The organism is Micromonospora sp. CA-248089 (genome assembly GCF_050948515.1).
Taxonomy (GTDB): domain Bacteria; phylum Actinomycetota; class Actinomycetes; order Mycobacteriales; family Micromonosporaceae; genus Micromonospora.
This window is the reverse complement of the sequence record NZ_CP192016.1, coordinates 1,984,970-2,006,258: the sequence shown is the minus strand read 5'-3', so window position 1 is coordinate 2,006,258 and position 21,289 is coordinate 1,984,970. Positions and strand designations below refer to the sequence as shown.

General features: G+C 66.1%; 18 protein-coding genes and 4 pseudogenes. 10 read left to right on the top strand and 12 right to left on the bottom strand.

Features of this window, described 5'->3' with window-relative positions; all coding sequences use genetic code 11:
* Positions 1–8: 8 nt before the first annotated feature.
* A complete protein-coding gene (locus ACQP26_RS09600) occupies positions 9–209 on the top strand; it encodes a hypothetical protein (RefSeq protein ID WP_433495499.1) in 201 nt (66 codons plus the stop codon).
* A gap of 18 nt (positions 210–227) precedes the next feature.
* On the opposite strand, the gene ACQP26_RS09595 is transcribed toward ACQP26_RS09600, so the two are convergent.
* A complete protein-coding gene (locus ACQP26_RS09595) occupies positions 228–1,070 on the bottom strand; it encodes a hypothetical protein (protein WP_433495498.1) in 843 nt (280 codons plus the stop codon).
* A gap of 159 nt (positions 1,071–1,229) precedes the next feature.
* On the opposite strand from ACQP26_RS09595, the gene ACQP26_RS09590 reads away from it, so the two are divergent.
* From ACQP26_RS09590 to ACQP26_RS09575, 4 genes and pseudogenes are all read left to right on the top strand, one after another.
* Entirely contained in the window at positions 1,230–1,490 is a 261-nt protein-coding gene (locus tag ACQP26_RS09590) for a hypothetical protein (RefSeq protein ID WP_071096096.1), read from the top strand.
* A gap of 188 nt (positions 1,491–1,678) precedes the next feature.
* Complete coding sequence (locus ACQP26_RS09585; protein ID WP_433495497.1) at positions 1,679–2,569, top strand: META domain-containing protein; 891 nt, start codon at positions 1,679–1,681, stop codon at positions 2,567–2,569.
* A gap of 286 nt (positions 2,570–2,855) precedes the next feature.
* Positions 2,856–3,446 (top strand): annotated as a pseudogene (locus tag ACQP26_RS09580) (transposase family protein).
* A 44-nt stretch (positions 3,447–3,490) separates the two neighbouring features.
* A complete protein-coding gene (locus tag ACQP26_RS09575; RefSeq protein WP_433495496.1) occupies positions 3,491–4,546 on the top strand; it encodes a hypothetical protein in 1,056 nt (351 codons plus the stop codon).
* Between the two features lie 521 nt (positions 4,547–5,067).
* On the opposite strand, the gene ACQP26_RS09570 is transcribed toward ACQP26_RS09575, so the two are convergent.
* The 4 genes and pseudogenes from ACQP26_RS09570 to ACQP26_RS09555 all read right to left on the bottom strand — a co-directional run bounded on the left by ACQP26_RS09570 (position 5,068) and on the right by ACQP26_RS09555 (position 11,278).
* Complete coding sequence (locus tag ACQP26_RS09570; RefSeq protein ID WP_433496116.1) at positions 5,068–7,362, bottom strand: zinc-ribbon domain-containing protein; 2,295 nt, start codon at positions 7,360–7,362, stop codon at positions 5,068–5,070.
* A gap of 69 nt (positions 7,363–7,431) precedes the next feature.
* A pseudogene (locus ACQP26_RS09565) lies at positions 7,432–7,509 on the bottom strand (zinc-ribbon domain-containing protein); the annotation flags it as partial.
* A gap of 373 nt (positions 7,510–7,882) precedes the next feature.
* Complete coding sequence (locus ACQP26_RS09560) at positions 7,883–8,134, bottom strand: hypothetical protein (protein ID WP_433495495.1); 252 nt, start codon at positions 8,132–8,134, stop codon at positions 7,883–7,885.
* Positions 8,070–11,278 (bottom strand): annotated as a pseudogene (locus ACQP26_RS09555) (hypothetical protein). Before ACQP26_RS09555 ends, ACQP26_RS09560 begins: the two are co-directional and overlap by 65 nt.
* Before the next feature lie 102 nt (positions 11,279–11,380).
* Here ACQP26_RS09555 and ACQP26_RS09550 point away from each other — a divergent pair.
* Positions 11,381–11,683: pseudogene (locus tag ACQP26_RS09550) on the top strand (IS5 family transposase); the annotation flags it as partial.
* The gene (locus ACQP26_RS09545; RefSeq protein WP_433495494.1) at positions 11,662–12,255 is read left to right on the top strand and encodes an IS5 family transposase; all 594 of its coding nucleotides are present in this window, start codon (positions 11,662–11,664) and stop codon (positions 12,253–12,255) included. The pseudogene ACQP26_RS09550 and the gene ACQP26_RS09545, both read left to right, overlap by 22 nt.
* A 367-nt stretch (positions 12,256–12,622) precedes the next feature.
* On the opposite strand, the gene ACQP26_RS09540 is transcribed toward ACQP26_RS09545, so the two are convergent.
* The 4 genes from ACQP26_RS09540 to ACQP26_RS09525 all read right to left on the bottom strand — a co-directional run bounded on the left by ACQP26_RS09540 (position 12,623) and on the right by ACQP26_RS09525 (position 17,769).
* The gene (locus ACQP26_RS09540) at positions 12,623–12,967 is read right to left on the bottom strand and encodes a hypothetical protein (RefSeq protein ID WP_433495493.1); all 345 of its coding nucleotides are present in this window, start codon (positions 12,965–12,967) and stop codon (positions 12,623–12,625) included.
* An 88-nt stretch (positions 12,968–13,055) separates the two neighbouring features.
* Complete coding sequence (locus ACQP26_RS09535; RefSeq protein ID WP_433495492.1) at positions 13,056–14,300, bottom strand: hypothetical protein; 1,245 nt, start codon at positions 14,298–14,300, stop codon at positions 13,056–13,058.
* A 526-nt stretch (positions 14,301–14,826) separates the two neighbouring features.
* Entirely contained in the window at positions 14,827–15,951 is a 1,125-nt protein-coding gene (locus ACQP26_RS09530; protein WP_433495491.1) for a hypothetical protein, read from the bottom strand.
* A 1,179-nt stretch (positions 15,952–17,130) separates the two neighbouring features.
* Positions 17,131–17,769, bottom strand: a complete 639-nt coding sequence (locus ACQP26_RS09525; protein ID WP_433495490.1) for a DUF4241 domain-containing protein — start codon at positions 17,767–17,769, stop codon at positions 17,131–17,133.
* A 150-nt stretch (positions 17,770–17,919) separates the two neighbouring features.
* Here ACQP26_RS09525 and ACQP26_RS09520 point away from each other — a divergent pair, with 150 nt between their 5' ends.
* Positions 17,920–18,189: a hypothetical protein gene (locus ACQP26_RS09520; protein WP_433495489.1), complete on the top strand. Its 270-nt coding sequence runs from the start codon at positions 17,920–17,922 to the stop codon at positions 18,187–18,189.
* A gap of 291 nt (positions 18,190–18,480) precedes the next feature.
* The gene (locus tag ACQP26_RS09515; RefSeq protein ID WP_151013635.1) at positions 18,481–18,792 is read left to right on the top strand and encodes a hypothetical protein; all 312 of its coding nucleotides are present in this window, start codon (positions 18,481–18,483) and stop codon (positions 18,790–18,792) included.
* A 99-nt stretch (positions 18,793–18,891) separates the two neighbouring features.
* Here the strand turns inward: ACQP26_RS09515 and ACQP26_RS09510 are convergent, their stop codons facing one another.
* Positions 18,892–19,155, bottom strand: coding sequence for a hypothetical protein (locus ACQP26_RS09510; protein WP_433495488.1), 264 nt, complete (start codon positions 19,153–19,155; stop codon positions 18,892–18,894).
* A gap of 275 nt (positions 19,156–19,430) precedes the next feature.
* Complete coding sequence (locus ACQP26_RS09505; protein WP_433495487.1) at positions 19,431–19,877, bottom strand: DUF6896 domain-containing protein; 447 nt, start codon at positions 19,875–19,877, stop codon at positions 19,431–19,433.
* 187 nt (positions 19,878–20,064) lie between these two features.
* Between ACQP26_RS09505 and ACQP26_RS09500 the strand changes: the two genes are divergently transcribed.
* Positions 20,065–20,727, top strand: coding sequence for a hypothetical protein (locus ACQP26_RS09500; RefSeq protein ID WP_433495486.1), 663 nt, complete (start codon positions 20,065–20,067; stop codon positions 20,725–20,727).
* Positions 20,728–20,844: 117 nt separating this feature from the next.
* Here ACQP26_RS09500 and ACQP26_RS09495 read toward each other — a convergent pair whose 3' ends face one another.
* Positions 20,845–21,144 carry an Imm10 family immunity protein gene (locus ACQP26_RS09495; RefSeq protein ID WP_433496115.1) on the bottom strand — a complete coding sequence of 100 codons (300 nt, stop codon included), beginning with the start codon at positions 21,142–21,144 and terminating at the stop codon, positions 20,845–20,847.
* Positions 21,145–21,289 lie beyond the last annotated feature (145 nt).

Here is a 21,289-nt window from a genome sequence, read left to right as displayed (position 1 = left end):
CAGGTTGTGTGTACGGCATCGGTGTGCGCAAGAACAAGGCCGTCCCGCTCGAGCTTCCCAGCTTCAGCAAGGTGAACCTGAGGGACTTCGCGAATCGACTGAAGGCGACAGGAGCGCAGCCGGCGCTCTGCCGGATTCAGAATGACGAAACCTGCGAGCTGGGGCCCTGCCATCTGCCAAGATCGGATGCACGGTCATCGGCTAGATGAGGCCTTCGGAGGGGTCAATCAGCCAGGCTCGCGGCTCGGGTCATTCTTGAAGGCCGCGACCATCTCCTCGAATGCCTGGACGTGCTTGCGTATTCGTACCGCGTCAATCTTTGAGTCTAGGAAGGGCTTGCGCTTGCCCACAAGAAGCACGTCCAAGGACTTCCCGCCGCCTTCGATCGGTCTCGGCATCGTCACGATGCCGGCGAGAGCGTTCGACTCGACAGAGTCGGGAAGGCGTGCTCGGAGCCACGCGACCTGGTCCGTCGTGAACAGGTTGGTCGGGATTGAGAGCTTCTCAAGGTTGGTCAGCTCTCCGAGAGGCTGGATGCGGCCGTCTTCGACTCGCTTTGGGTGGAAGCTCAGTCTCTGCAGGCCGGTGAGTGCCGCTAGAGGCTCGAGCGTCTCGAATACAGACTTGCTCCAAACCGCGTCCCCGAAGACGACCTCCTTGAGCGCTGCGCCCTGTTCCAGGTCATCGAGCCGATGAAGTCGTGTGAAGTCCTCGAAGCAAAGCGCCCTAAGTTGCGGTGTGCGGCCCAGATTCCACAGGCGCGGTGACCTCTGGTTCCAGTAGATCGAGACCATCTGCAGACCGGCGATGTCCTCAAAAGGCGAGAAATCCTCGATTCTTGGGCACTTCCACAACTCGATGGCGATGAAACGGAATCCATACTCGGAAACGAGCCGCTCGAACGTAGCTTGGCCCAGGCCGCTCACACGGAGGGCGACCGCGGTGTCGTTCTCATCTATAGCCGCGAGCTGAGATACATCGAACTTGCCGCCACCGACCTCGGGCAGGACCAGGTCCAGCAGCCAAGGAGGCTTTGGGTCGCCGCCACGACGCAACTCCAGTAAGTCCATCGGTGGGAAAGTCACAGTCACCCTGTCAGGTCGGCCGGCACGCTTACGCACCCTACGCGCACGTCTTGGCGCACCGGCAAGGATCGCACTCAAGCCGACACCGCAGCCAGCCGAACCTGCTTCCTTGCTGACCAGCCCTCGGCGTGACAGCATCCGCGCATGGGCATCTTCGGCTCCATCGCACGCGGCTTGGGTAGCCTCCGCCCGCTGTCCGACGCGGAACTCGAAGACGAGCGGGAGGCGTTACGACAGCGCTACGTGTCCAGCGACAATGTCGGCGAGGCGTCGAACCTTTACAACGAGCTGCACCGCTACGACGAAGAGATGAGGCGACGGGCCAACGAGGCCTACGAGCGCGACAACCCGGAGGCAACCACCAGGCACCGCGAACACGGCTGGTACCTGCCGAACGACGACTAGGTGTCGTGCTGGCCGCAGCCGCCACAGCAGTAGACCTAAGTTCTCGCGTCGCCGTTGGCGTATCGGGCTGTCGCGCACTCCGGGCGCACCCGATGTCCCTCCCGGCCGTTAAACAGGAGCAGGCGGTTCGGTAACTCGCTACACGGGACCAAGAGCCTGGTCAGGGCCGCCCGACCGGAGGAGCCGAGGTGGTACGACAGGGTTACCTCGCGACGCTGGTCGTGATGGGCGTGTTGCTCGCCGGATGTAGTAGGCAGAGCCACCCGGAGCGCGCGAATCCGCAGCCGATCTCGGGAACTAGCGGGCCTCTGGCGCCGTTGACGCCGGCGTCACTGATCGGTTCTTGGACGATCGCCGACGTTGCCGACCCCGGCGCGGGCACGATCCTGCGTCTCGCTGACCGTGATCTGGACCTGGTCGGCAGCCGCTGCGGCACCCTGGGTGGATCCTGGCGGGCCAGCAGCGACGGCACCTTCCTCGCGGACATCTTCACGGCTACCACCACCGCGGTCGAAGGCATCCCTGGCTGCGCGAAGGCCAGTCAAGAAACCCCCGAATGGCTGCGCCGCGTCACCGCCTACCAGTTCGACGGCGCAGGACTACCCGTGCTCCTAGACGCACGAGCGCAACCAGTCGCCCGACTGATCCCCGGGGCCACACCGACCCCCGAGCCCGACAAGGCCGACAACGTACTGGAACCGCCGGTCATCACCGACGAGGCCCGCCGGGCCCTTACACCAGCGGTCGCCCTACCGGCGAAGCTAGTTCCGGTGGACCGACACCGGCTGGCGGGTCGCTGGATACCCCTGACGGGACACAAGGCCGCATACGTGAAGTTCACGGCCGACGGTGAATGGCGCGGATCCGACGGCTGCAACGACGAAAGCGGTCGGTGGATCACCGCTGCCAGCGGCACACTACTCACGACCGCAAGAGGAACCACACTGATGTTTTGCGCCGACAGTGTGTCCGTCGGAGGATGGCTCGTGACGGCCAGCCGAGCAGGTCACGACGGTCGAACCCTGGTGCTCCTCGACGCCCAGGGCACGGAGACAGGTCGGTTGCTTCCCGCGAACTAAACGCCGTCCCGTCGACTACGGCTGTCCAGCATCGGTTTACGGTTGCACCGGCGAGCGCTCCGGCCCTGCGGCTTCCGCCGCGGTATCGCGCTTGCCCACTCCGGACAGTCACTGCCCAACCGTGTCTGGTCGCTTCGTCGACACAGTCGTCGTCTGTTCATGAGTCTCTTGCAAGCTGATCTTGCAGCTCAGGGTGGGTGCGGCGAGCCCGGAGATCGATGAGGGCGGGGCTCCAGGTAAGACAGTAGTCGACTAAGATCCGATGCCCCGACCGGCGGCCTCGCCAATGCTGTCTTATCTTCCGCGATCCCGCCGTCCAGCCGCACCCTGAACCACCTCGCTAACCGCAGCCGAGCGCACCGCAACCAGCACGGATCCCGGTGGCGGCGTCTCAACCCGGGCCGGCAGGCGCTGCTCGCTCTGGCCCACCTGCGCACGGCGACACTTACACCCGCCTCGCCGCCGGGTTCGCCGTCGGCGTCGCCACCGTCTGGCGCCACGTGCAGGAAGCGATCGTGCTGCTCGCCACGCTCGCCGAGGCCCGACGCACCACCTCACCGCCGCCCGCATCCACAGCATCACCGACACCCTGACCAACGCCGACGTGATGACCTTCGCCGGCCAGGGCTACCAGGGCGCCCGAGGCAGCGTCCGCACGCCGTTCAAGCGACGCCGCTTCCGATCGAAGCTGTCACGCCCGCAGACAACGATCAACCAGGCACATGCCAGGATCCGCGCCCGGGGCAAACGAGCCATCGCCACGCTCAAGACCTGGAAGATCCTGACCAAACTGCGCTGCTGCCCACGCCGCGCCACCGCGATCGTGGAGGCCCTCCTCGTCCTGCACCACGTCGAAGTGAACCGCTACCCAGGATGAACAGGGCTCACTACCATTGGCCCCCGTTGGCGCGAGGGGGATACGTGACGGTTTTCGGCTGCCGAACCTGCGACACCGCTCTGACGGATCCGGTGTCGAGGGTGGCGCTGCCCGTCCACGCGGACCAGAAGTACGGCAACGGGCCAGGATCGCTCGCCCCGGCACTGGAGCCGGGCACGTTCGCGGTGAATTCGCTGCCCTCCGGCCCTCCATGGCACCGGTGGGCCGAGCTCGACGCCAGTGAAGTCGAGGCGCGCGGCTGGTATGCGCCGAGGTTCAGCATCTCGGCCGGGCCGGCCGGCCAGGTGTTAATAACCCCGGGAGACGTCCGAGGTGCCGTCATCGACCCGTCGCTGGTCGGAGACTCCGCCTGCTGTGGCCTCGCCGGCGGCGAGCCCAACATGGTCTGCGTCAGCTGCGGCACGCCAGTGGCCATCCGGATCGACGACTGTGGCCTTCGGCAGGCCACCTGGCTGAACCCGCTGACCACCCACATCCTCGAGGACGGCCCCGGCCCGCACCCGGTACTCGACTGGGCGGACTTGATCGACCAGCGGCCCGGTATCCCACCGACTGAACCGGTTGGCGGCTGGCACCCGATGTGGACGGCCGCCGTAGCCTCGGCGCTGGCACACTTGCTGGCCGCCTCGGGCGGCGACCCTACAGCGATCCCGGATGATCAGGTCGCCGAGGTCTTCCGGCCCGCTTTCGAGCGTCTCGTCGGCCCGGTCAGGAAGGGGCAGGAGCGCACCCTGGTGCTGGCCGGGCCCGACGTTCCGGATGCCGACGGCCACTTCGCCCTCATCCCGGAACATCCGCAGACCGGTGAGCTCTGGCCGGTGGCCCCGCCGGTGAAGCCTGTCCCGCTGGCCTGGGACGTCTGGCGGTACCTCGCGTTTCACGGAGCACCGAAGCCGGTTGGGCGGTCGGTCCCGATCCCGCCGGAGGCCCTGCCGGCACTGCTCCCGGGTCACCGATTCGAGCCGGACGGCCAGATCTTCCTCAGCGTTTTGGCCCGACTTCCCGAGGTCAGGCAGCCACGATTGGTTGCCATCTACGACCGAGGCCGCCCCTACAGCTACTCCTTCTACCCCTTCTAACCGCTGCTCGTCGTGACAGCGCCCCTCCTCCGGCAAGTTCACAATCACCGGCGTGAGCGGACGCCGCCGGCCCGTGCAGCGGAGCTGCCGGCGGTGAGGCCTTCGGGCCCACCGAAGAGGTCCCCGAGCAACAAGCCCTGGCCAGAGGTTCGCTGGTGGGATTCGGGTCTCGGGTGCCGGGATCCACGCCGACAGCAGAACGGCCCAGCCCAGAGGCATACGTCGATGCAGACAGACCGTCACGACCGGCACCAGAGGTCCCCACGACGACAGCCGGCACCGACCAGGCAGGGAGCAGCGAAGGCTGACCTCTTCGGTCTTCGCAGGACGCCGCGCCCACTCTGACCTGCGAAAACAAGAACTCGCAGGTCCCGGTGGGTGCGGTTAAACGCTGTTGGGTGCCGTTGAACGCTATTCAACGCCGTTCAGTACGCCCGTCTGCTCCCACCCTGCTCCCCCTAATTTCCGGCACGAACCTGGGGGCGACCACCGCCGGACCAAGCTGGGGCGGGCGCTGATGGCTACCCGGCTGCATTCTCAGCCGCGACCGACGCCACCTTGACTTCGGCGAGTGAATTGATGGGCAGGCTCGTGTATTCCCATGTTTCGGTGTAGCCGTCCTCGCGGGACGAGTGCGATCGTTTGCGGCCGTTGCGCAAGCCGCGTGCGATCAGGACGGCGAGGAAGGCTTGCTCCCGCTGCCGAGCGACCAGCCCATCTAGGGCCTCTGAGACCTCGATAGGGTGCCACCCAAACCGGCGCAGCTTCGCCAACCGGTCTTTGGGAACGTTCGTGATGCCGATCTTGCGTTGCTCACGACCGTCGAAGGCGCGACGCAGCAAGTACAGGTATCCCGGTCTGGCGGGGCTGTAGCCGGTGACTGCACAGGTCGGGCAGTTAGTGTCTCCGGCCGTCCGCGTAGAAACCTTGGCGGTCCACTCGTGGTCGGGGTCTCTGTGGCAGCGCCAGACGAGCCGGGTGTGAGTTCCGGCGGTGACCTGGTCTGCGGTAAGGCCATCGTTCAGATCGGGATCAAGTTCGGCGGCGATATGTGGAAAGCGGGTCTCAAGAGAGTTCGTCACGGACAAGCGCACGCCAGCGCAGCAGGGACAACCGTTGCCGGCACTCGTTCTGCTGTAGACCGCTGCCGGCCACACATGGTCTAGACCCGCCGGGCACCGCCACCAGAGTTTCTCCGCACTGCCGGCCATTACGCGGTCCGGGGTACGGCCGTCGTTGAGCAGCGGGTCGAGTTGTCGAGCAACGGCGGGGAACACCGTGGCCAGGGAGTTCGTGACCGATACCTGCGCGCCAGCGCAGGCCGGGCAGCCGGTCGCCTCGCGACTGGTCCGCTTATCAAGCGCGACGGACCACTCGTGGTCGGGTGCTATGGGGCACTGCCACCACACGGAGCGGCGGCTGCCTGCGACGATGCGATCCGGGGTCAGATCGCCATTACGGGTGGGATGCCACTGTTTAGCGAGTCGCGGAAACCTCGTGGCGAGCGAGTTCGTCACCGACAGTTGAAGACCCGCGCAACACGGGCATCCGGTTCGGACCACCGTTCGCTGATGCACCTGGGTCGCCCATTCGTGATCCGGGCCCTGGTCACAGATCCACCAGGCGCGGACCGTGCTGCTGGTACCAACGACTCGCGCCGGAGTCATGTCACCGTTGCGGATCGGATGCCACTCGTCCGCTACCTCTGGGAACCGAGCAGCCAAGGAGTTGGTGACCGACACCTGCCTGCCGCGGCAGGCAGGACAACCGGCATCCCGGGCCGTCCGGTCCCGAACCGGCTGCGTCCAGACATGATCCGGCCCTGCCGGGCAGCGCCACACCACACGCAAGCCGCTACCAGCAACCACCTTGTCTGCAGTGACCCCACCGTTGAGCGCCGGATCAAACTGGGCAGCCAGATCGCGATGCAGGAACGCGAGATTGTTAGTTGGCGAGAGCCGTTTGTTGGCACAGCAGGGGCAACCATTGCCGCCGCCGCTGCGATTATTTGGCGGTGCCGGCCACTCGTGGTGGGGGTCATGGCGACATTGCCACCAGACGGGTTTGTTGCTGTAGGCGGTCACGTCCTCTGCGCGGCGATCACCGTTCTTGGTCGGATGCCACTCTGCACTGATCTCCGGGAACAGCGTGGCCAGGGAGTTCGTTACCGACACCTGGTTTCCGGAGCACGCCGGACAGCCAGTGTTGCCGAAAGTCCGGTCAGCCGGCCTGGCCCGCCACACATGATCGGGACCGGCCGGACACCGCCACCACCGCTGCTTATTGCTCCCCGCGATCACCTCATCAGCGGTGACGCCTTCATTCAGCTCAGGATCAAGCTGCAAGGCCACATCGGGGAACAGCATGGCAAGCGAGTTGGTGATCGACGGCCGCTGGTTCACGCAGAATGGGCAACCGCGACGACCAGTCGTCCGGTCGACAACCCGAACAGACCACTCATGATCAGGGCCAGCTGGGCACGCCCACCACACCACCGTCGCGCTGCCCGCCGGCAGGTTCACGGGCATCAGCGAACCGTTCCGCACTGGATGCCACTGCTCCGCGACTTGCGGATACAAGACAGCGAGGTTGTTCGTCGGCGACGCCCGTTTGTTCGTGCAGTACGGGCAGCGAGTGCCGCCCGTGGTGCGGGACACGATTTGCGCCTCCCACTGATGCCGCCCGTCGGCCGAGCACTGCCACCACACGCGGTCGTTGCTGCCAAAAACGACCTGGTCCGGCCGTCGGGTCCCGTTTGCGGTTGGATGCCACTCTGCCGCCACTTCTTTGTAACAGGCGGCCAGTGAGTTCGTCACTGACACCCGCCGCCCAGAGCAGAACGGGCACCGACTGTTCGTCCGCGTCATGTTCGACACCACGGCGGGCCACTCGTGATCGCCGCCTTCTGGACACTTCCACCACAACTTGCTACCGCTGCCCGCCGTCAACGTAGTCAGGTCCATGCTCAGATTCCGATCTGGATGCAACAACGGCACCAGGTGCGGATAGGCATCCCGTAGCAGCGTCCCGCGTGCAAAACGCTTCCCCGGCACCGCAGTGCAGGCGGGGGCGGCGGCCGCTGACACGGGTCCCGTAGCATCCATGGCCGGAAACCTATCTGCAGGGTACGACAGTTGAGATTGCGTCGCGGCACGCCATCAATCGTTAGAGTTGAACACAGTCCACCTTCGACGCCCCCTGGTACGGCTCAGCGCCGTCCGGGACGACTGTCATTCAGCTCGGCGCGGTGGCGGACGGCTCGAACGCCTCGGCAACGGTCCACAGGTGGGCTTACCCGCGCGCATGTAGACCTGTCCCTCGAACTTGGGCCGATGTTCAGGCGACCGTGACGCTGATCTGGGACTTGGCGTGGCGCCGAGTCAACTTCGACAGCCGTCCCTCCTGCTTAAGCCGGGTGAGGACCTGAAGGTGAGAGGTGTCGTTCGGGAAAGTCGGCGATGCGCCAGGGGTGATCAGATCGGTGTAAGGGCTCCCGAGGTTCGTGAGGACGGCGATGATCTGGTCAGCTGGGATGGCGTTCCCGGGCTGGTCGATCAGCAGGACCACCAGCGCCGCGTCGCGGGTCACTCGGGCGATCCGCTCCAGCTGGGTGGGGCTCAGCGGTATGCGGGCCGTCGCGGCGAAGTGCCCGGCGGCCCGCAGCGCGTTGCGATGGTCGGTCGGGACGAACTCTTCCAGCCGGGACAGGACAGCCTGCCGGACCGTCTGGCTGATCGAGGTGCTGCCTAGCAACCGGGCCGTCATGTCCTCGTCGAGCAGGGCCGGCGTGACGAAGTCGGCGAACTTCCCCGAGCACTCGATGCCATGCTGCAGGGTCTCCCAGTCGCCGGTGGCGAACCGCTGGAACAGTTCGGCGGTGTCGTCGCAGATCTGGTGGCGGAGCAGCTCCCCGAGCAGAGGACCGTTCTCCGGCTCGACGCTGCACGCAGCGATCGACTCGGTCAGGGCGAGCGTGGCGACCAGTGCGGCGCGGGTCTCGGGGACTGGGACCGTATCTCGGCTGCGAAGGATCGCCACCGCGACGTGCGTCTTCTGATCGGCGAGCCGGGCGGGCTCGTCTGCGGGAGCGGTGATCGCGCCGGCGCTCACGAGTAGACCGGCCAGATCCTCGTCGACCCCCCCCGACTTGCTCGATATAAGCGGCGGTGTTGGTCACCGTCGCCGGGAACCGCCGGGTACGCGCCAGCGCGGGCCAGACCTCCGCCGGTACCTCGGCGAGACGCTCGATCCGGCACTCCGCTGCGGCGGCGCGGCAGACCCGCTCCGCCAGACCGGTCTCCCAACCGGCGATCTCCGTGACGATGTCCGAGAAGGTGCCCGGATCCGCGAGCGTCACCGTGGTGGGCCCGTCGTTTTCGACCGCGGCGAGGTAGGCGGTGGGATTGTCGATGCAGTAGCCGTAGACGGTGGGATCGATCGCCCGGACGGTGTCCAGGCTCAGGGCCGGCGGATTGTGCAGCGCGCTGCGCAGGTTCGCCGCGGTGAGGGTGTACATGCTGTCGGCGACGACCAGGGCATGCACGCCGCGATCGAGTACGGTCAGGTCTTCGATCACCACACGGGCTTGCCGCAGCAGCGCGACCGCGTTGCGTGCCGACCGCTCGTCGACGGGCCGGGTCAGGCAGTCCAGGCAGGCGTAGTTGTCCTGGAGATAGGTCGTCACCTGCTCCTCAATCTGTCGATCGAGGTTCGGATCGGCGTGCGCGACTCCCTCGTCGACCAGGTCGAGCCGGCGTTCCGGCTGCAGGTCTGGGACCTTCAGGATCCTGCTCAGGGTCGGCGGCCACGTGCCGGACAGTCGCCGGACGGCCTCCGCGGCCTGCGCGCCGCCGCTCAGGTAGGCCTGGAGGAAGGCACGCTCAGCCGGGCCGTCGGTCTCGGCGAGGCGGTCGAGGACAGTCCGAGCGCCGGGGTGCTGATTCGCCAGCAGGTGGTCCAGGATCTCGATGTTGTAGGCGCTGTCAAGGTCGAGGAAGTCCTCCTTGGTGTCCCGCAGCACGCTGGCGATGTCGTCCGGCCCATCGAAGGCGTAGTACGTGTCCGGGATGTTGGGCTGCACGTGCTGCACGATGAAGTTCATGGCGCGGATGGAGACGCGCTCGCCGTAGTACTGGGCCACGTAGAGGGCGAAATTCTGGTCGATGAAGCCGCGGCGGATCAGGTCGCGAGCGACCTCGGAGCGGATCGTCTCCTCGAGGAGCATCTCGAAGGTGACTTCCGCGGTGTCGCGGGCGAGGGTGAAGGTGGGGTTCGCGGCGAGGTCGGCGAAGTCGGCCTTCCGCAGCGCCCCGATGTCGGCGATCGTCTTCCTGCGTTCGGCGTCCAACGCCTGACGTTCGCGGGAGTCCCAGTCGTCCAGGTCGAGTTCGGCCCGGAACAGTTCACGGATGTCGCCGATCGGGATAGAAACGGCCAAAGGCGAGCCGTAGTAGGTGAAGTTCGCGGTCGGTCCGTTTCCGTCGGAGATGAGCATCCGCCAGAATCGGGGGGTCGCAGCCTGTGCAAGAGTGAAGGTTTCGGTGCCGATTGTGTAGCCCGTAAGGGCGTAATTATGACTATTGCTGGAGCGCCGGATGACTTCGGCATGCCAGTTCAAGCGCTCGGCGAAACGGTCGGGCTTGTCCTGCAGAACGTCGGCCAGTGCCTCGGAGTCGGCGATCTCGCTGAGGCGGTCGCGCCGCATCGCGATGGACTGATTTACCAGGTCGCGGCTGAGTTTGTAGAGCTTGTCGAGGTCGCTGCGGCCCAGCGAGACGTGCTCGAAGTCGGCCAGGTGGATGTTCTTGTAGACCATCATCGCGAAGACCGAGTCGGCGCGTAGCTGGGGCACACCGTGCTTGGCCGTGATCAGGCGGGCGGCGAACACGGCGTACTCGTTGCGGATGTTCTTCAGCAGCCGCATGTCACTGATGTGCCGCGCGACTAGGTCGACCAGGTCGGGTGTCACCGGGACGAGCGCCGGGTCGGCCAGCAGCTTGGTGAGCAGGTCACGTGACGTGCGGTGGGTGATGAACGGAACTACCGGCACGACCAGGTCGAAGAACTTCGTGCGGTTCGCCCTTACCGACTCGGCGGAGGCGCCGTCGTCGAGCTGCCTGGTGTCGTTGCCGAGTCGCTCGAAGATGCTGTCCTTGAGTGCGTAGACGAACCGGATCGTCCGGCCCCGCGCGACGTGCGAGGTGTTGAGCAGGGTGTTGAGCTCGCGCAACGCTTCGAAGATGTGCGGGTCGTCGAACCGGTCGAGGTCCTCGAAGACGACGACGTCGAACTTCGTTGACTCGAAGAAGTAGACGATCTCGTCGAGGTACTTGTCGAAGTAGCTCACCTCTTTTGCGCCGAGCTCGACGGCGGCCCCGGCGGCGGACACCTTGGAGACGACGCGGTTGTGGACAGCCTGTCGGATCCATGTCAGCACGGCCACCGTCAACAGCCCGAACAGGAGGACTGCCCCGGCCCTCACCGGCCACGGATGCTCCTTGGTCGCGCCGACCAGACGCGGGAAGCGGCCGAGGAGGAACAGGATCAGCGCGACGACTGCGACCTGTGTCGTGGCGATCCCGACGGCCCGGGGGAGGTTCGGTTTGTCGATGCGCCGGAAGTGCGAGCGGGCAGCGCCCGCTGCGGCTGGCTGTGCAGCAGTTGTTTGACGAGCTCCTTCTCGATCTGGTTGGTGATCGACTTCTCCTCCTCGGGCGGCCCGAGGGTTGACAGGGAGAGGTTGAGGACTCGTCCCGCGTGTTGGTCGGAGAACGCCTTCAGGACACTGGACTTGGGCGTGTCCTGCCGATCATGTAGTGGTTGATCGTTGACGATGTGCCGGTGGTGCGTCGTGGTGAGTTGACCGATGAGGCGTGGGCGGTGATCGCGCCGCTGCTACCGGAACCTGGTGGGGCGCGGGGGCGGTGGCGGGATCACCGTCAGGTCATCAACGGGATCTTGTGGAAGCTGCGTACGGGTGCGCCGTGGCGTGACCTGCCGGAACGCTTCGGGCCGTGGAAGACCTGCCACGAACGGCTGCGCCGCTGGACCGCTGATGGGACGTGGGATCGGGTCCTGGCCGCGGCGCAGGTGCATGACGACGGCACGCCGGTGCAGTGGACGATCAGCATCGACTCGTCGATCGTGCGGGCGCACCAGCATGCCGCTGGCGCCCGCAAAAAGGGGGCTCCCCGGCAAGTGCGGCGACGCCTGGTGCGCAGGATGGCGAGGCCATCGGCCGGTCCCGCGGCGGGTTGAGCACGAAGATTCACCTCGCGGTCGACGGACGCGGACGGCCGCTGTCGATCCTGCTCACCCCCGGCCAAGCCGGCGACAACCCGCAGCTGTTGGCGCTGCTGGACGCGATCCGCGTCAACGAGCCCGGGCCGGGTCGGCCCCGCAAGCGACCGGAGGTGCTGATCGCGGACAAGGGCTATGCACATGACTCGACCCGGCGAGCCCTGCGATCGCGCGGGATCCGGCACGTCATCCCGGAACGCAGCGACCAGGTCGCTCGCCGGGCCGCCAAGGGCAGCCACGGCGGGCGACCACCGGCCTTCGACAAGGTGATCTACCGCAAGCGCAACGTCGTGGAACGCTGCTTCAACCGGTTCAAGCAGTGGCGTGACCTGGCAACGCGATACGCCAAACGCGCATCCCTCTACCGAGCCGGCCTCGTCCTGATCGCTGCCGTCATCTGGCTCCCATGATCGACAGGACACGCCCTTGCCCGCGCCGTATCGACCGGTCAGCGCGATGTTGCGGATGTCCGGGTCCTGCAGGGCGGCGGTCAGCCGTGCGACGTACTCCTCGTGCTGATCCGCCTGGAACTGCGGCGTCAGCGAAAGCAGCGCGACATCACCGTCGGCGGACCTCGACCCGCCGGCCCACCAAGCTCGTAGTCGTTCCCACCAGCGCACGTTCTCCCCTTCCCCCGTGATCAGCCAAGGCTAGAGGAGAGCGCTGCATCCTCCACGCGCGGTTGTCGCCATCGAGGTAGACGCCTGTCAATTGAACACGCCGCGGGCCCGTACGGTTGAAGTGACCCCTATCGGCCAGACACCTCGACGTCTGTCATCAGGATGCGGCCAGCGATCGGAGGTAGCGCTCGACGTCGAAATGGTGGTCGGTGAGCCGCCGACGGGCGACGCTCCGCTCATGTTCGGTGAACAGTGGCTCATACTCCGGCCGAAGCACCCAGGCTTCAACGCTCATGCCGAGCTTGTTGTGCTGGTAGAGCGTGACGAAGCCTTCCGACGTGCCCGGCCCCTGCAGCAGTCGCCGTACGGCCTCGACTCCACCATGTTCATTGACCATCTGGGCGAAGCGAGGTGCGCGGTAGCCGATTTGTCGGCTTAGTGTGCGGATGCCTTCGACCATGTCGGCGTGAAATCGATGTGCCAGCTGGCTCTGATCCATCATGACCTCCAGGGGATGCTTAGGGCGCAGCCACAGATCCGTATGCTCTCTCAGAAGTAGGTAGGACCCGAACGCGGAGATAAGCGCCCACCTACCGGTCGAGCGGCGATCTCTGCCGACGGTGGCCCTCGGTCTTGGTCCGGTGCACGTAGCTGGTCGTCGCCGACGAACGTTCGCCTTGGCGGCGGAAAGTGTTGTCGCGGTGCCAGGCGAAGTAGGCAGCGCTGGAGGCTGTGTGGGCTTCCACTCGCTGGCCGGCCAACTTGCCCAACTTCTCACGCAGCCCGGGCGGATGGCCCGGCTCGTCGGTGACGATCACGTGCCCGGTGGGATCAACCGCGATGTAGCCGGCCTCGAAGAGTGCATCGCACCCGAACAGGCATGCCGGCATGGCGATGTGATCGAGGTCCCGTGCCTCCTGTTCCATACAGACGGAGCGCTTCTTGATGTGGGCGGCGCGCAGGAAGCGGACCGGATAGGTCTCACCGCAGATCGCGCATGCCGCCTCGGTGGCTGAGCCGAGGAGGCATTGGCGCAGCAAGGCCTGTTCGCCGCGGTGACTGGCGAGGCCCGGCTGCTCGAGGTCGCCTTCGAAGGTGAGCGGCGTGGTTGTACCGACGTGTGGTGGAGCGTCGAGGGTGATCACGGGTGGGCTACCGGACGCCCGGGTGCCAGGCAGGGTGAGTAGCACCGCTCCGATGAACGCGCTGCGATAGCTGCTGGTGCGCGGATGGATCTCTACGCGCCCGTCGCGCACGAGGCGCCCGAGCGCATCATCGACCCAGGCGATCGGCACGGGCTGCCCTTCGGGGCTGCGCTCAGTGGCAACAATCGCATGGGGCGGGAGCACTCCGACAACCGTGTTGGTGCGGCCTGACGCTGTGGTTAGCGGCTGCCCGACCAGGCGGCGTAGGAGGTCGATCGTGCCGGTCAACGCCTCCGCGGGCAGCTGACCATTTGCCGAGGCGCCTCTGCCGAAAGAGTGTCGAACGATGGCCAGCCATTGCCGGTCTGTCAGGGGAAACGGATTGCTCGACCAAGGCCGCGTGAGGATCGCGCTGCCGGCGAAGTCCCCATCGTCGACGAGTGCCGCGCGGGGCACCGGCTGATCCAGGAAGACTCGCGTCAGCCGGACCGGTACCGCCCACCGGACGACGATAGGATCGGGCGGCTCCACGTAGTAGGCGTCATTGACTCGTCCAGCCGCCACCGGCGCCGGCGCGCCGGTGGTGTGGCCCACCGCCGCCAGCCCACCGGCGCTTCCGGTCAACCAGAGAGCCACATCATCATCAGGACGGATGTCGCCGAGGTGCCGAGCTACCGTCCAGGCCTTCACCTCATGCCCATCTGATACGAAGTCATGGATGCGCCACCTGGCCGGGTTGCACTGCAGAAGCCACCGCACCGAATACCTCCGATAGCATCCCGGCTCGCACCGCGACATCAACCTCGGCTCGCGCCGTAAGGGTATGCCAGCTGCTTGCTGGTTGCCGTGCCCTGAAGCAGCGATAAAGCAAGACGCTCGGCTGGCGTCAGCGAACCCAAGACGACAGCCGGCATCGGCCGGACGAGGAGCAGCGCGCCGCCCTGCCCCACTTGGCGGGCTTCGGCGGGCGCTGGCCGGCCTCGGCGAGGTCGGCCAGCTCGTCGAGGTGCGCGGCGGTGGCCTCTGCCTCAACCAGTAGCTAGCGAGGGTGCAGGTGGGGGCTCGCTCGAGGCGGGCACCGCCGTGGTCGCAGCGGCGGGTTGCTGCGCACGTCGATGTGGCCGAGTTGGTCCTGGATGTCCTCGAGGCGGACGCGGGGCCGAAAACCCCCTGGTGCGGCTCAGCGTCGTACGGGGCCTCTGTCCTTCGTGGCTGTTCACTCGTTGCCGCTGGCAGGCCACAATTCCCACCGATTTGCTCGGCCGCGGCGAACCTCAGCGTCTGGATACTGCTGCTGCAGTTCCTGAAGGCGCTGCACGATCTGCGCTATCGGCAACCCGGACGGCATCACGGCCAGCGGCTCGGGCTTCGGGGGCGCCGGGATGGCTTTGCGCGCCCGGTTGGCCTCCGCCATGCGCGCGCGCATCGCCCGCGCCTCCTTCATGCGCGCATTCCAGGCCGGCCACGCTGGACAGGGGCCGTCGAACGGAGGGGTGACGTACCCGTGCTTGTTGGCGGGCGTCGGACAGTCGGCACACATGTCCTCGGCTTCCAGCCGCGGCACGGCGAGCAGCTTGTCCAGTCGCCACCTCATGACGTCGTGGCGGGCCTTGAGCTTGGACCGCTCCTGCCTGTCCTCGGTCGCCTTGATTTGCGCCTGCAACTTGGGCAGCTCGTCACGCATCTGACGGACCTCGGCGATGCGCCGCTCGCGGTAGTGGAACAGCGTGGAGCGGCGCCGGTCGTGGGGAAGGTATCCGTTCGCATCCACGACGTCCTCGGGGTCGCCCACGACGGGGGCAAGCTGGTCGATCGCAGACTGGTGTCCTGCCACCGCCGTCTCGAGTTCGGTGACCCGATGTGCTCGGCGATTCGCGTCCATGGCGGGGAAGGCCTCGCCGGAGCGCATTTTCGCCAGCTCCTCGGTCCCATACGCCAAGGCGCACTGATGCTCAAGCAAGGCAAGACGTGCCTGCTCCCGTTCGGGGTCGTAGCGCTTGAGGTTGTCCTGGCGCTGCTGCTCGCGTTTCGCGCGCTTCCGCTCGAACTCTCGGTCCCACCGAACCATCTCGGCATCGAGCTGGCGCTTGGTCTTGCGTCGAAAGCCAGGCTCGGCCCGCTCCCATTCCCGCATGATCCGCTCGGCCCGCTCGAGCTCGGCCGCCTGCTCCTCCATACGCCACGGGTTCCAGAACTCATCTGCGTGTAGGTCGATGAAGAGTTCCCGGGCCGCGACGCTCTCTCCGAAAGTAGAGGTGGCTCCAGGCTTTGCGCGCCACAAGTAGGTGCCGTCGCTGTACACGCCCTCTGGCAAGGCCGCCGGGTCGACCGTCGTCGTCATGGCAGCAACTCTGCCCTAGCCCGGACTCGTATGGACGGACACCACGCTTGAACGTCAGCGGGGTTTCCGCAAGCCGTGCCCGTTGATGTTTGTCGCCCGCAGGTACCCGGTGGCAGGACAGGTCAGACGTCGCGAAGCGCCTGGCGCGGCGACCAGCGGCAGAGCCAGTTCTAGGCCAGTAGGTGCCACGAGCGACTGAAGGCGACCACCTCAGGCACGGGCAGGTCTGCGATTGACTGCCAGACGAACTCGTCGATGACATCGGTCGGCGAAAGAGCGGCTCGCATCGGCCGGGAACGAGGCCTAGCACCATCAACCGTGTCAAGGCAAGAAGCGCCGCCGAAGTACGGCTCGGGGAACCCGCCGCAGGTACCGCACCGACCGGACTCCTGCAGGTGCCCGGAAGCCCGGGGCTGTACGGGTGAGGCGCATCGGTGACAGCGCCCTCGCCTACGCCGGGCAGTTCGCCAAGCTGCGACGCCAGATCGGTCAGGTTTGCGTGCCGCAGGGCGCCACGGACTGAAGCCCGACAACCAGTCATCGTCGCGGCGATGCTTTGGCTCGCGTAGACCCATCGAGTCGGTGACCTCTTCGGCGTTCTCTGGGAGTTCACTGCCACTCGCTCGCCAGCATCGTCGCAGGTCACGGTCCCCTCTCCACCCCAAAGCCAGTGAGCACTTCGGACACGGTGACCACTTCGCCACGCTGCACCCAATCTGCACCCACCTACAAGGCATCAAAACTCACAAGGTCCTTGCCGCCTTGAGATGCGAATACTCCCCTACCAGGCGACATAGAGTGCCGTTGACTGCTGTTCACTGCCGTTGAGTGCAGTTGTGTGAAACAGGACGCTGCACCGAGTCTGACCTGCGGAAACGAGAGGGCGCAGGTCGGGGTGGGGTGCAGTTGGATGCCGTTCAGGGCAGTTGGACGCTGTTCAACGCCCTTCAGTGCACCCGTCTGCTCCCATCCCGCTCCCCCAATCTCGGCACGACACAGCCGGCGGCTGCCCGGCTGGCACGATCCAGACCTCGCGAACCCCCGATCCCCGGCGCGGGGACCGCGTCTGCTCATCAGGATCGATACCCTGAGGCGCCGTGCACGGTCGGCGGCATGAGCGTGCGCCCGATCCTGGGTGGTGCGCCCGCGAGTCGTGGCCTCGGGGCGATGTCATGGAGGCTATTCGAGCGGCACGACGCGGAAATCGGTGACGAAGCTGGCGATGCGCCCGTCCGCGGTGTGACCTACATACGTTGCGTACACGCCGTCGCCCCATCCCGAGCCGACGACGTACACGTTGGCTCCGGTCCGCTCCTCCGCTACCGCGGAAACGACGGCGTCGATCGGGTCGTCCGGAACCTGCGCCGGAATGAAGACCTCGTCGATCCTCTCGAAGTCCCACTCGCGCAGTGCCTCGAGGGCGACCTGGTCGGCGAGCGTCCCGGTACCCGCGTCGACCGCGTACCCGAAGAAGTCCTCGTCGCCGAGTGAGGCGATGTCCTGGCCTGGGAGCAGGGCCATGCTCCACGCCGCGAGCGGTTCGTCCACCACCGTCAACTGCAAGGCGGTGATCCGTCGCTGCCCCTCGCCGCCGTCGGCATGCACCAGCGCCACCCAAGCCCGCAGCCGATACCTGCCGGGCGCCACCGAGCCAACGAAAGGAGTGGCGTGTGCCACCAGCGGATCACACCCCACGACCTTGCCGGACGGCAGCATCACCGGCCCAAGCTCGTACGGCTCGACACGGTAGGTGACCCCATCGCTCTCGACGCGATACCCGGCGGTCAACACCGCATTGAGATCCGGCACGTAGGGCATGACGCGCAGCGTATCCAGGACACCGCCTCCGACCGAAAGCCGCGTCAGGCCACCGGCCGAGTTCCCACACCCACGGTGCGGCAAAGGAGTGCACGGGCCTCTGCTGGTCGACGGCGGGCTGTGTGCCGTCCGACATGCGATCATCGCCGCATGTACGAGCGGGCGGACGAGTTGCGACGATTGCTCAACGAGTGGGATTTCATCGGTGTCTTCGATCCGGAGACCAACGTCGACGAGTACGACTGCATGCTCTCGTCGCTGTTGACGAGGCTGGCCGGTGGAGCGGACAGCAACGAGATTCGGGAGTACCTCGACGAGGAGATCCGCAGTCACTTCGGCATGTCGCCCGAGGGCGCCGACACCAAGCCCATGGCCGAGCGTCTGGTTGCCTGGCGGGAGGTGGGAGACGGCGAGCACTGACCGATCTGCCGGGCCGCCGCGTCGGAGCGGGTGCTGCGTGACCTCGTCCGGGCTGGCTTCGCGTCTGCCCGGGCTGCCTCGGTCGGTTGCCGAACGATCTCGGCGAACCCCGACGTCGGCCACGATTGAAGCCGGCCACCGCGCCATGCCGCCCCGGAGCCATTGATCTTTAGCCAGGCCCTCGGACGGCGGCAGATCAGTGCGGCTCCGTCTGGCGGCTGTGCGAGGCGGTTTCGTACATCGTTCGAGCTGAGGTAGTCCAGTTCCTTCGACGTATGTCACGCTCCGGCGGTGACGATCACCAGGCCGATGGTTGCCGGAGCGGTCGTTGCCCTCGCTGGGCACGGCCTTGCTGTTGGGTTCACGATTGCCCTGGCCACCGCCGCTGATGGCGGCCCGAATGCGGACTTGGATGCCGGCGGGAGATTCGCGGCGCTCTTCTTCGGCCTACTCACGTACGGCATTGCGCAGCTGGTGTTGCTGGGCAGCTGCTTCGCGCTGTCCAGACGGCTCGGCCGTGGGTCATCGTCTGGCCTCGTGGCTGGCTGGATATTGGGACTGGCCACGAGCCTGTACTACCTGTGCGGCGGGTTCGGCACCTAACGAATGCCCGGCCAACTGCACGCCATCACGCATACGGTAGGCGCGACCGAACGTTGCGCCCGGTCGGCGGCAGAAGAGCAGAGGGATACCTCGGCACAGCTAGATCCCGAGGCGTTCGATCAGCATCTCGATGTTGGGCGCAACCTCGATCCAGTCCGCCGCTGTGCTGAGGTAGATCACCGACGGTGCGGCCGACGAAGGTCTGTAGTCCAACGCAAACGGCTGGTCAGGTCCGAGGTCACCGATCAGGAGAGACCGGTCGGGATCTACGTCGCCGGGCGGGCTCTGCTGGTCCGGTTGACCGAGGTAGAACCCGCGATAGTCCTCAGGGATGTCATCGAGCCAGCTCCTGTTGGCCGTCATCCGACTCAAGGGAAGGAGCTGCGGGGCTACGGCGTCATCACCGAAGACTTCCCGGTACGTCGACGACGAGCGGTCTGGAGCTACCCACCGACCCTGCTGCAGCACCCGGAGGAGCGCAGACGGGACTTGGCAAGCTGTCGATGATCATGTAACTATCGTCGGTGCTCCGAGCGGCCCCCACAAGACTTCGACGCACACCACCAGCGGCAGATCCGTATACCTGCGAGGTGCGATGCTTCAAGACGGACGGCGGTGGATTGCCATGTGTGGGTAACTCACGCTGGGCCGCCTGGAGCGTCAGGCAGCGCGAACCAGCGGCCTTCAACCACCTTGCGTAGGTAACCCTCTCGAACAAGTTGGGTGCAGGCCACGACGATGTCCTCATTGCTGTGGCCGTTGTCAATGGCTTGGTCGAGGAACCAGCGAATTCGCCAAGCATCGAATGCTTCGACCTCGCGCCCGAGCAGCGGATCGGTGACCAGATCGACGTCGACCTCCCTGCCGTCGGAACCGATCATCCGGCACCCCGCGCCGTGGACGGTGTACTCGATGCCGCTACGGGTGAGGCCCTCCCGGGGCAACTCCCGGCGCGACCGGACCGCTGCCAGAAGATCCGCGATGTCTGCGACGGGAGACAAGTCGGCGAGCAGCCGACCACGTATCCCGTGCAGGGCAGCGGCGAAGCGCAGCACAGCGTCAACCGACGAAACATCCGGGGCCATAAGCCCCAGTATGAGTATCCTGCCCACAGGTGTGATCACTGCCGCGGCAGGGTCACCGGATATCCACTCATCGGCGCATCCGCACGCCGTCGAACGGCGCCGACGGCACTTGGGTGACGAGCGCTTCGCAGCATGAGCGGCCGGCGTAGCGATACAGGATCGAACTAAAGACGATGCGGTCACAGGTATGACCAGCGATGATCGGTCGGTGGGAAAGGTGCGCGGGGTTGATGGTCTGCGCGGCCGTTTCGAGGGCGCGTTGCGCGACCTGCGGGGGCGGCGCCTGACGTCGGTCGACTACTGGGACGTGCACAACTTCGGCCCGGAACGCGCGCCATGGGACTATGGCGACTGGCATCATGCCGTCATAGGCGTGCAACTCGGCACCGACCTCGGCGCCGTGACCATGACCTGGGCCGACACGTTCTACCCCTATGGCGTCGAGGTCTTCCACGAGCCGATCGGGCATCACCTCGTCCTCGGCGATTCCGGTCCGGCCCGCGTCGGCCCGGATGTCGAGGGCCAGAGTCGCTGGGCTCCACTTCTCGGATCAAGGGTGTACAGCACGGCCTGCCGCTGGGAGCAGTTCCAGATCGGGCCGAGCCGGCGGGCGGACGGCAGCATCGCCGTGCCGGCGCATTCGGTCGACGTGCCTGTCGCGTTGCGCCTGGATTTCGCCGCAGGTTCGATCTGGTTCGTCGCTGCCATCCCGCAGCTGCCCGACCAGCAGGGCGTCTTCATCCCCGGCGACGAAATCATGGTGGTCTTCTCCGGCGGGAAGATGCGCGACCTGGGCTTCGAGGACCCCGCGTTCATTGGCCCATCCCCCCTGACCAGCTCGAGCAATTGAGCCGAACCCGAACCCGTTGGGTTAGCGACTCAGCTTCGTTCACACCTTTCGCATCACTCCTTTCGCGCACCGGCCGAGCTCACCGAACCAATCGGACGGGCAAAGAACATCAATGCGCTAGAGGGATAGGCGAGGGAGCGCCGAGCGACGTCCGGAGGTTAAAACCCTGCGAATCCCCGCCTTAGTTGCAGCCAGCGTCGATGGTTCCATTCGAAGCGGGAAGTGAACCCTCCGAGGGAGGCCAAGCTCACTGGAACCCGCTTCGCTAAGACTTAATGAGAGGGCATCATCTGACAACTCACACTCGTATACCTGACCGTAGCTTGCTCGCTGGCCTGGGTCGGCGACAACGCAATACGTATCCATCTTCAAGGCGATTTCCTGAGGGTCCGTCGCCCCCTCCTGGGTGCATTCCATAAACGACAGGGCAAAGTCCTCATCCGAAGCAGAGTAGAGCGTGAGGGTGTACACTCCATCGTCGTCCTCGTCAACGTATCGAAGAACCGATTGTCGCATTAAACCTCAACGTTTCTAGCTTGCCGGAAACTAGGAGCGTTCTAGC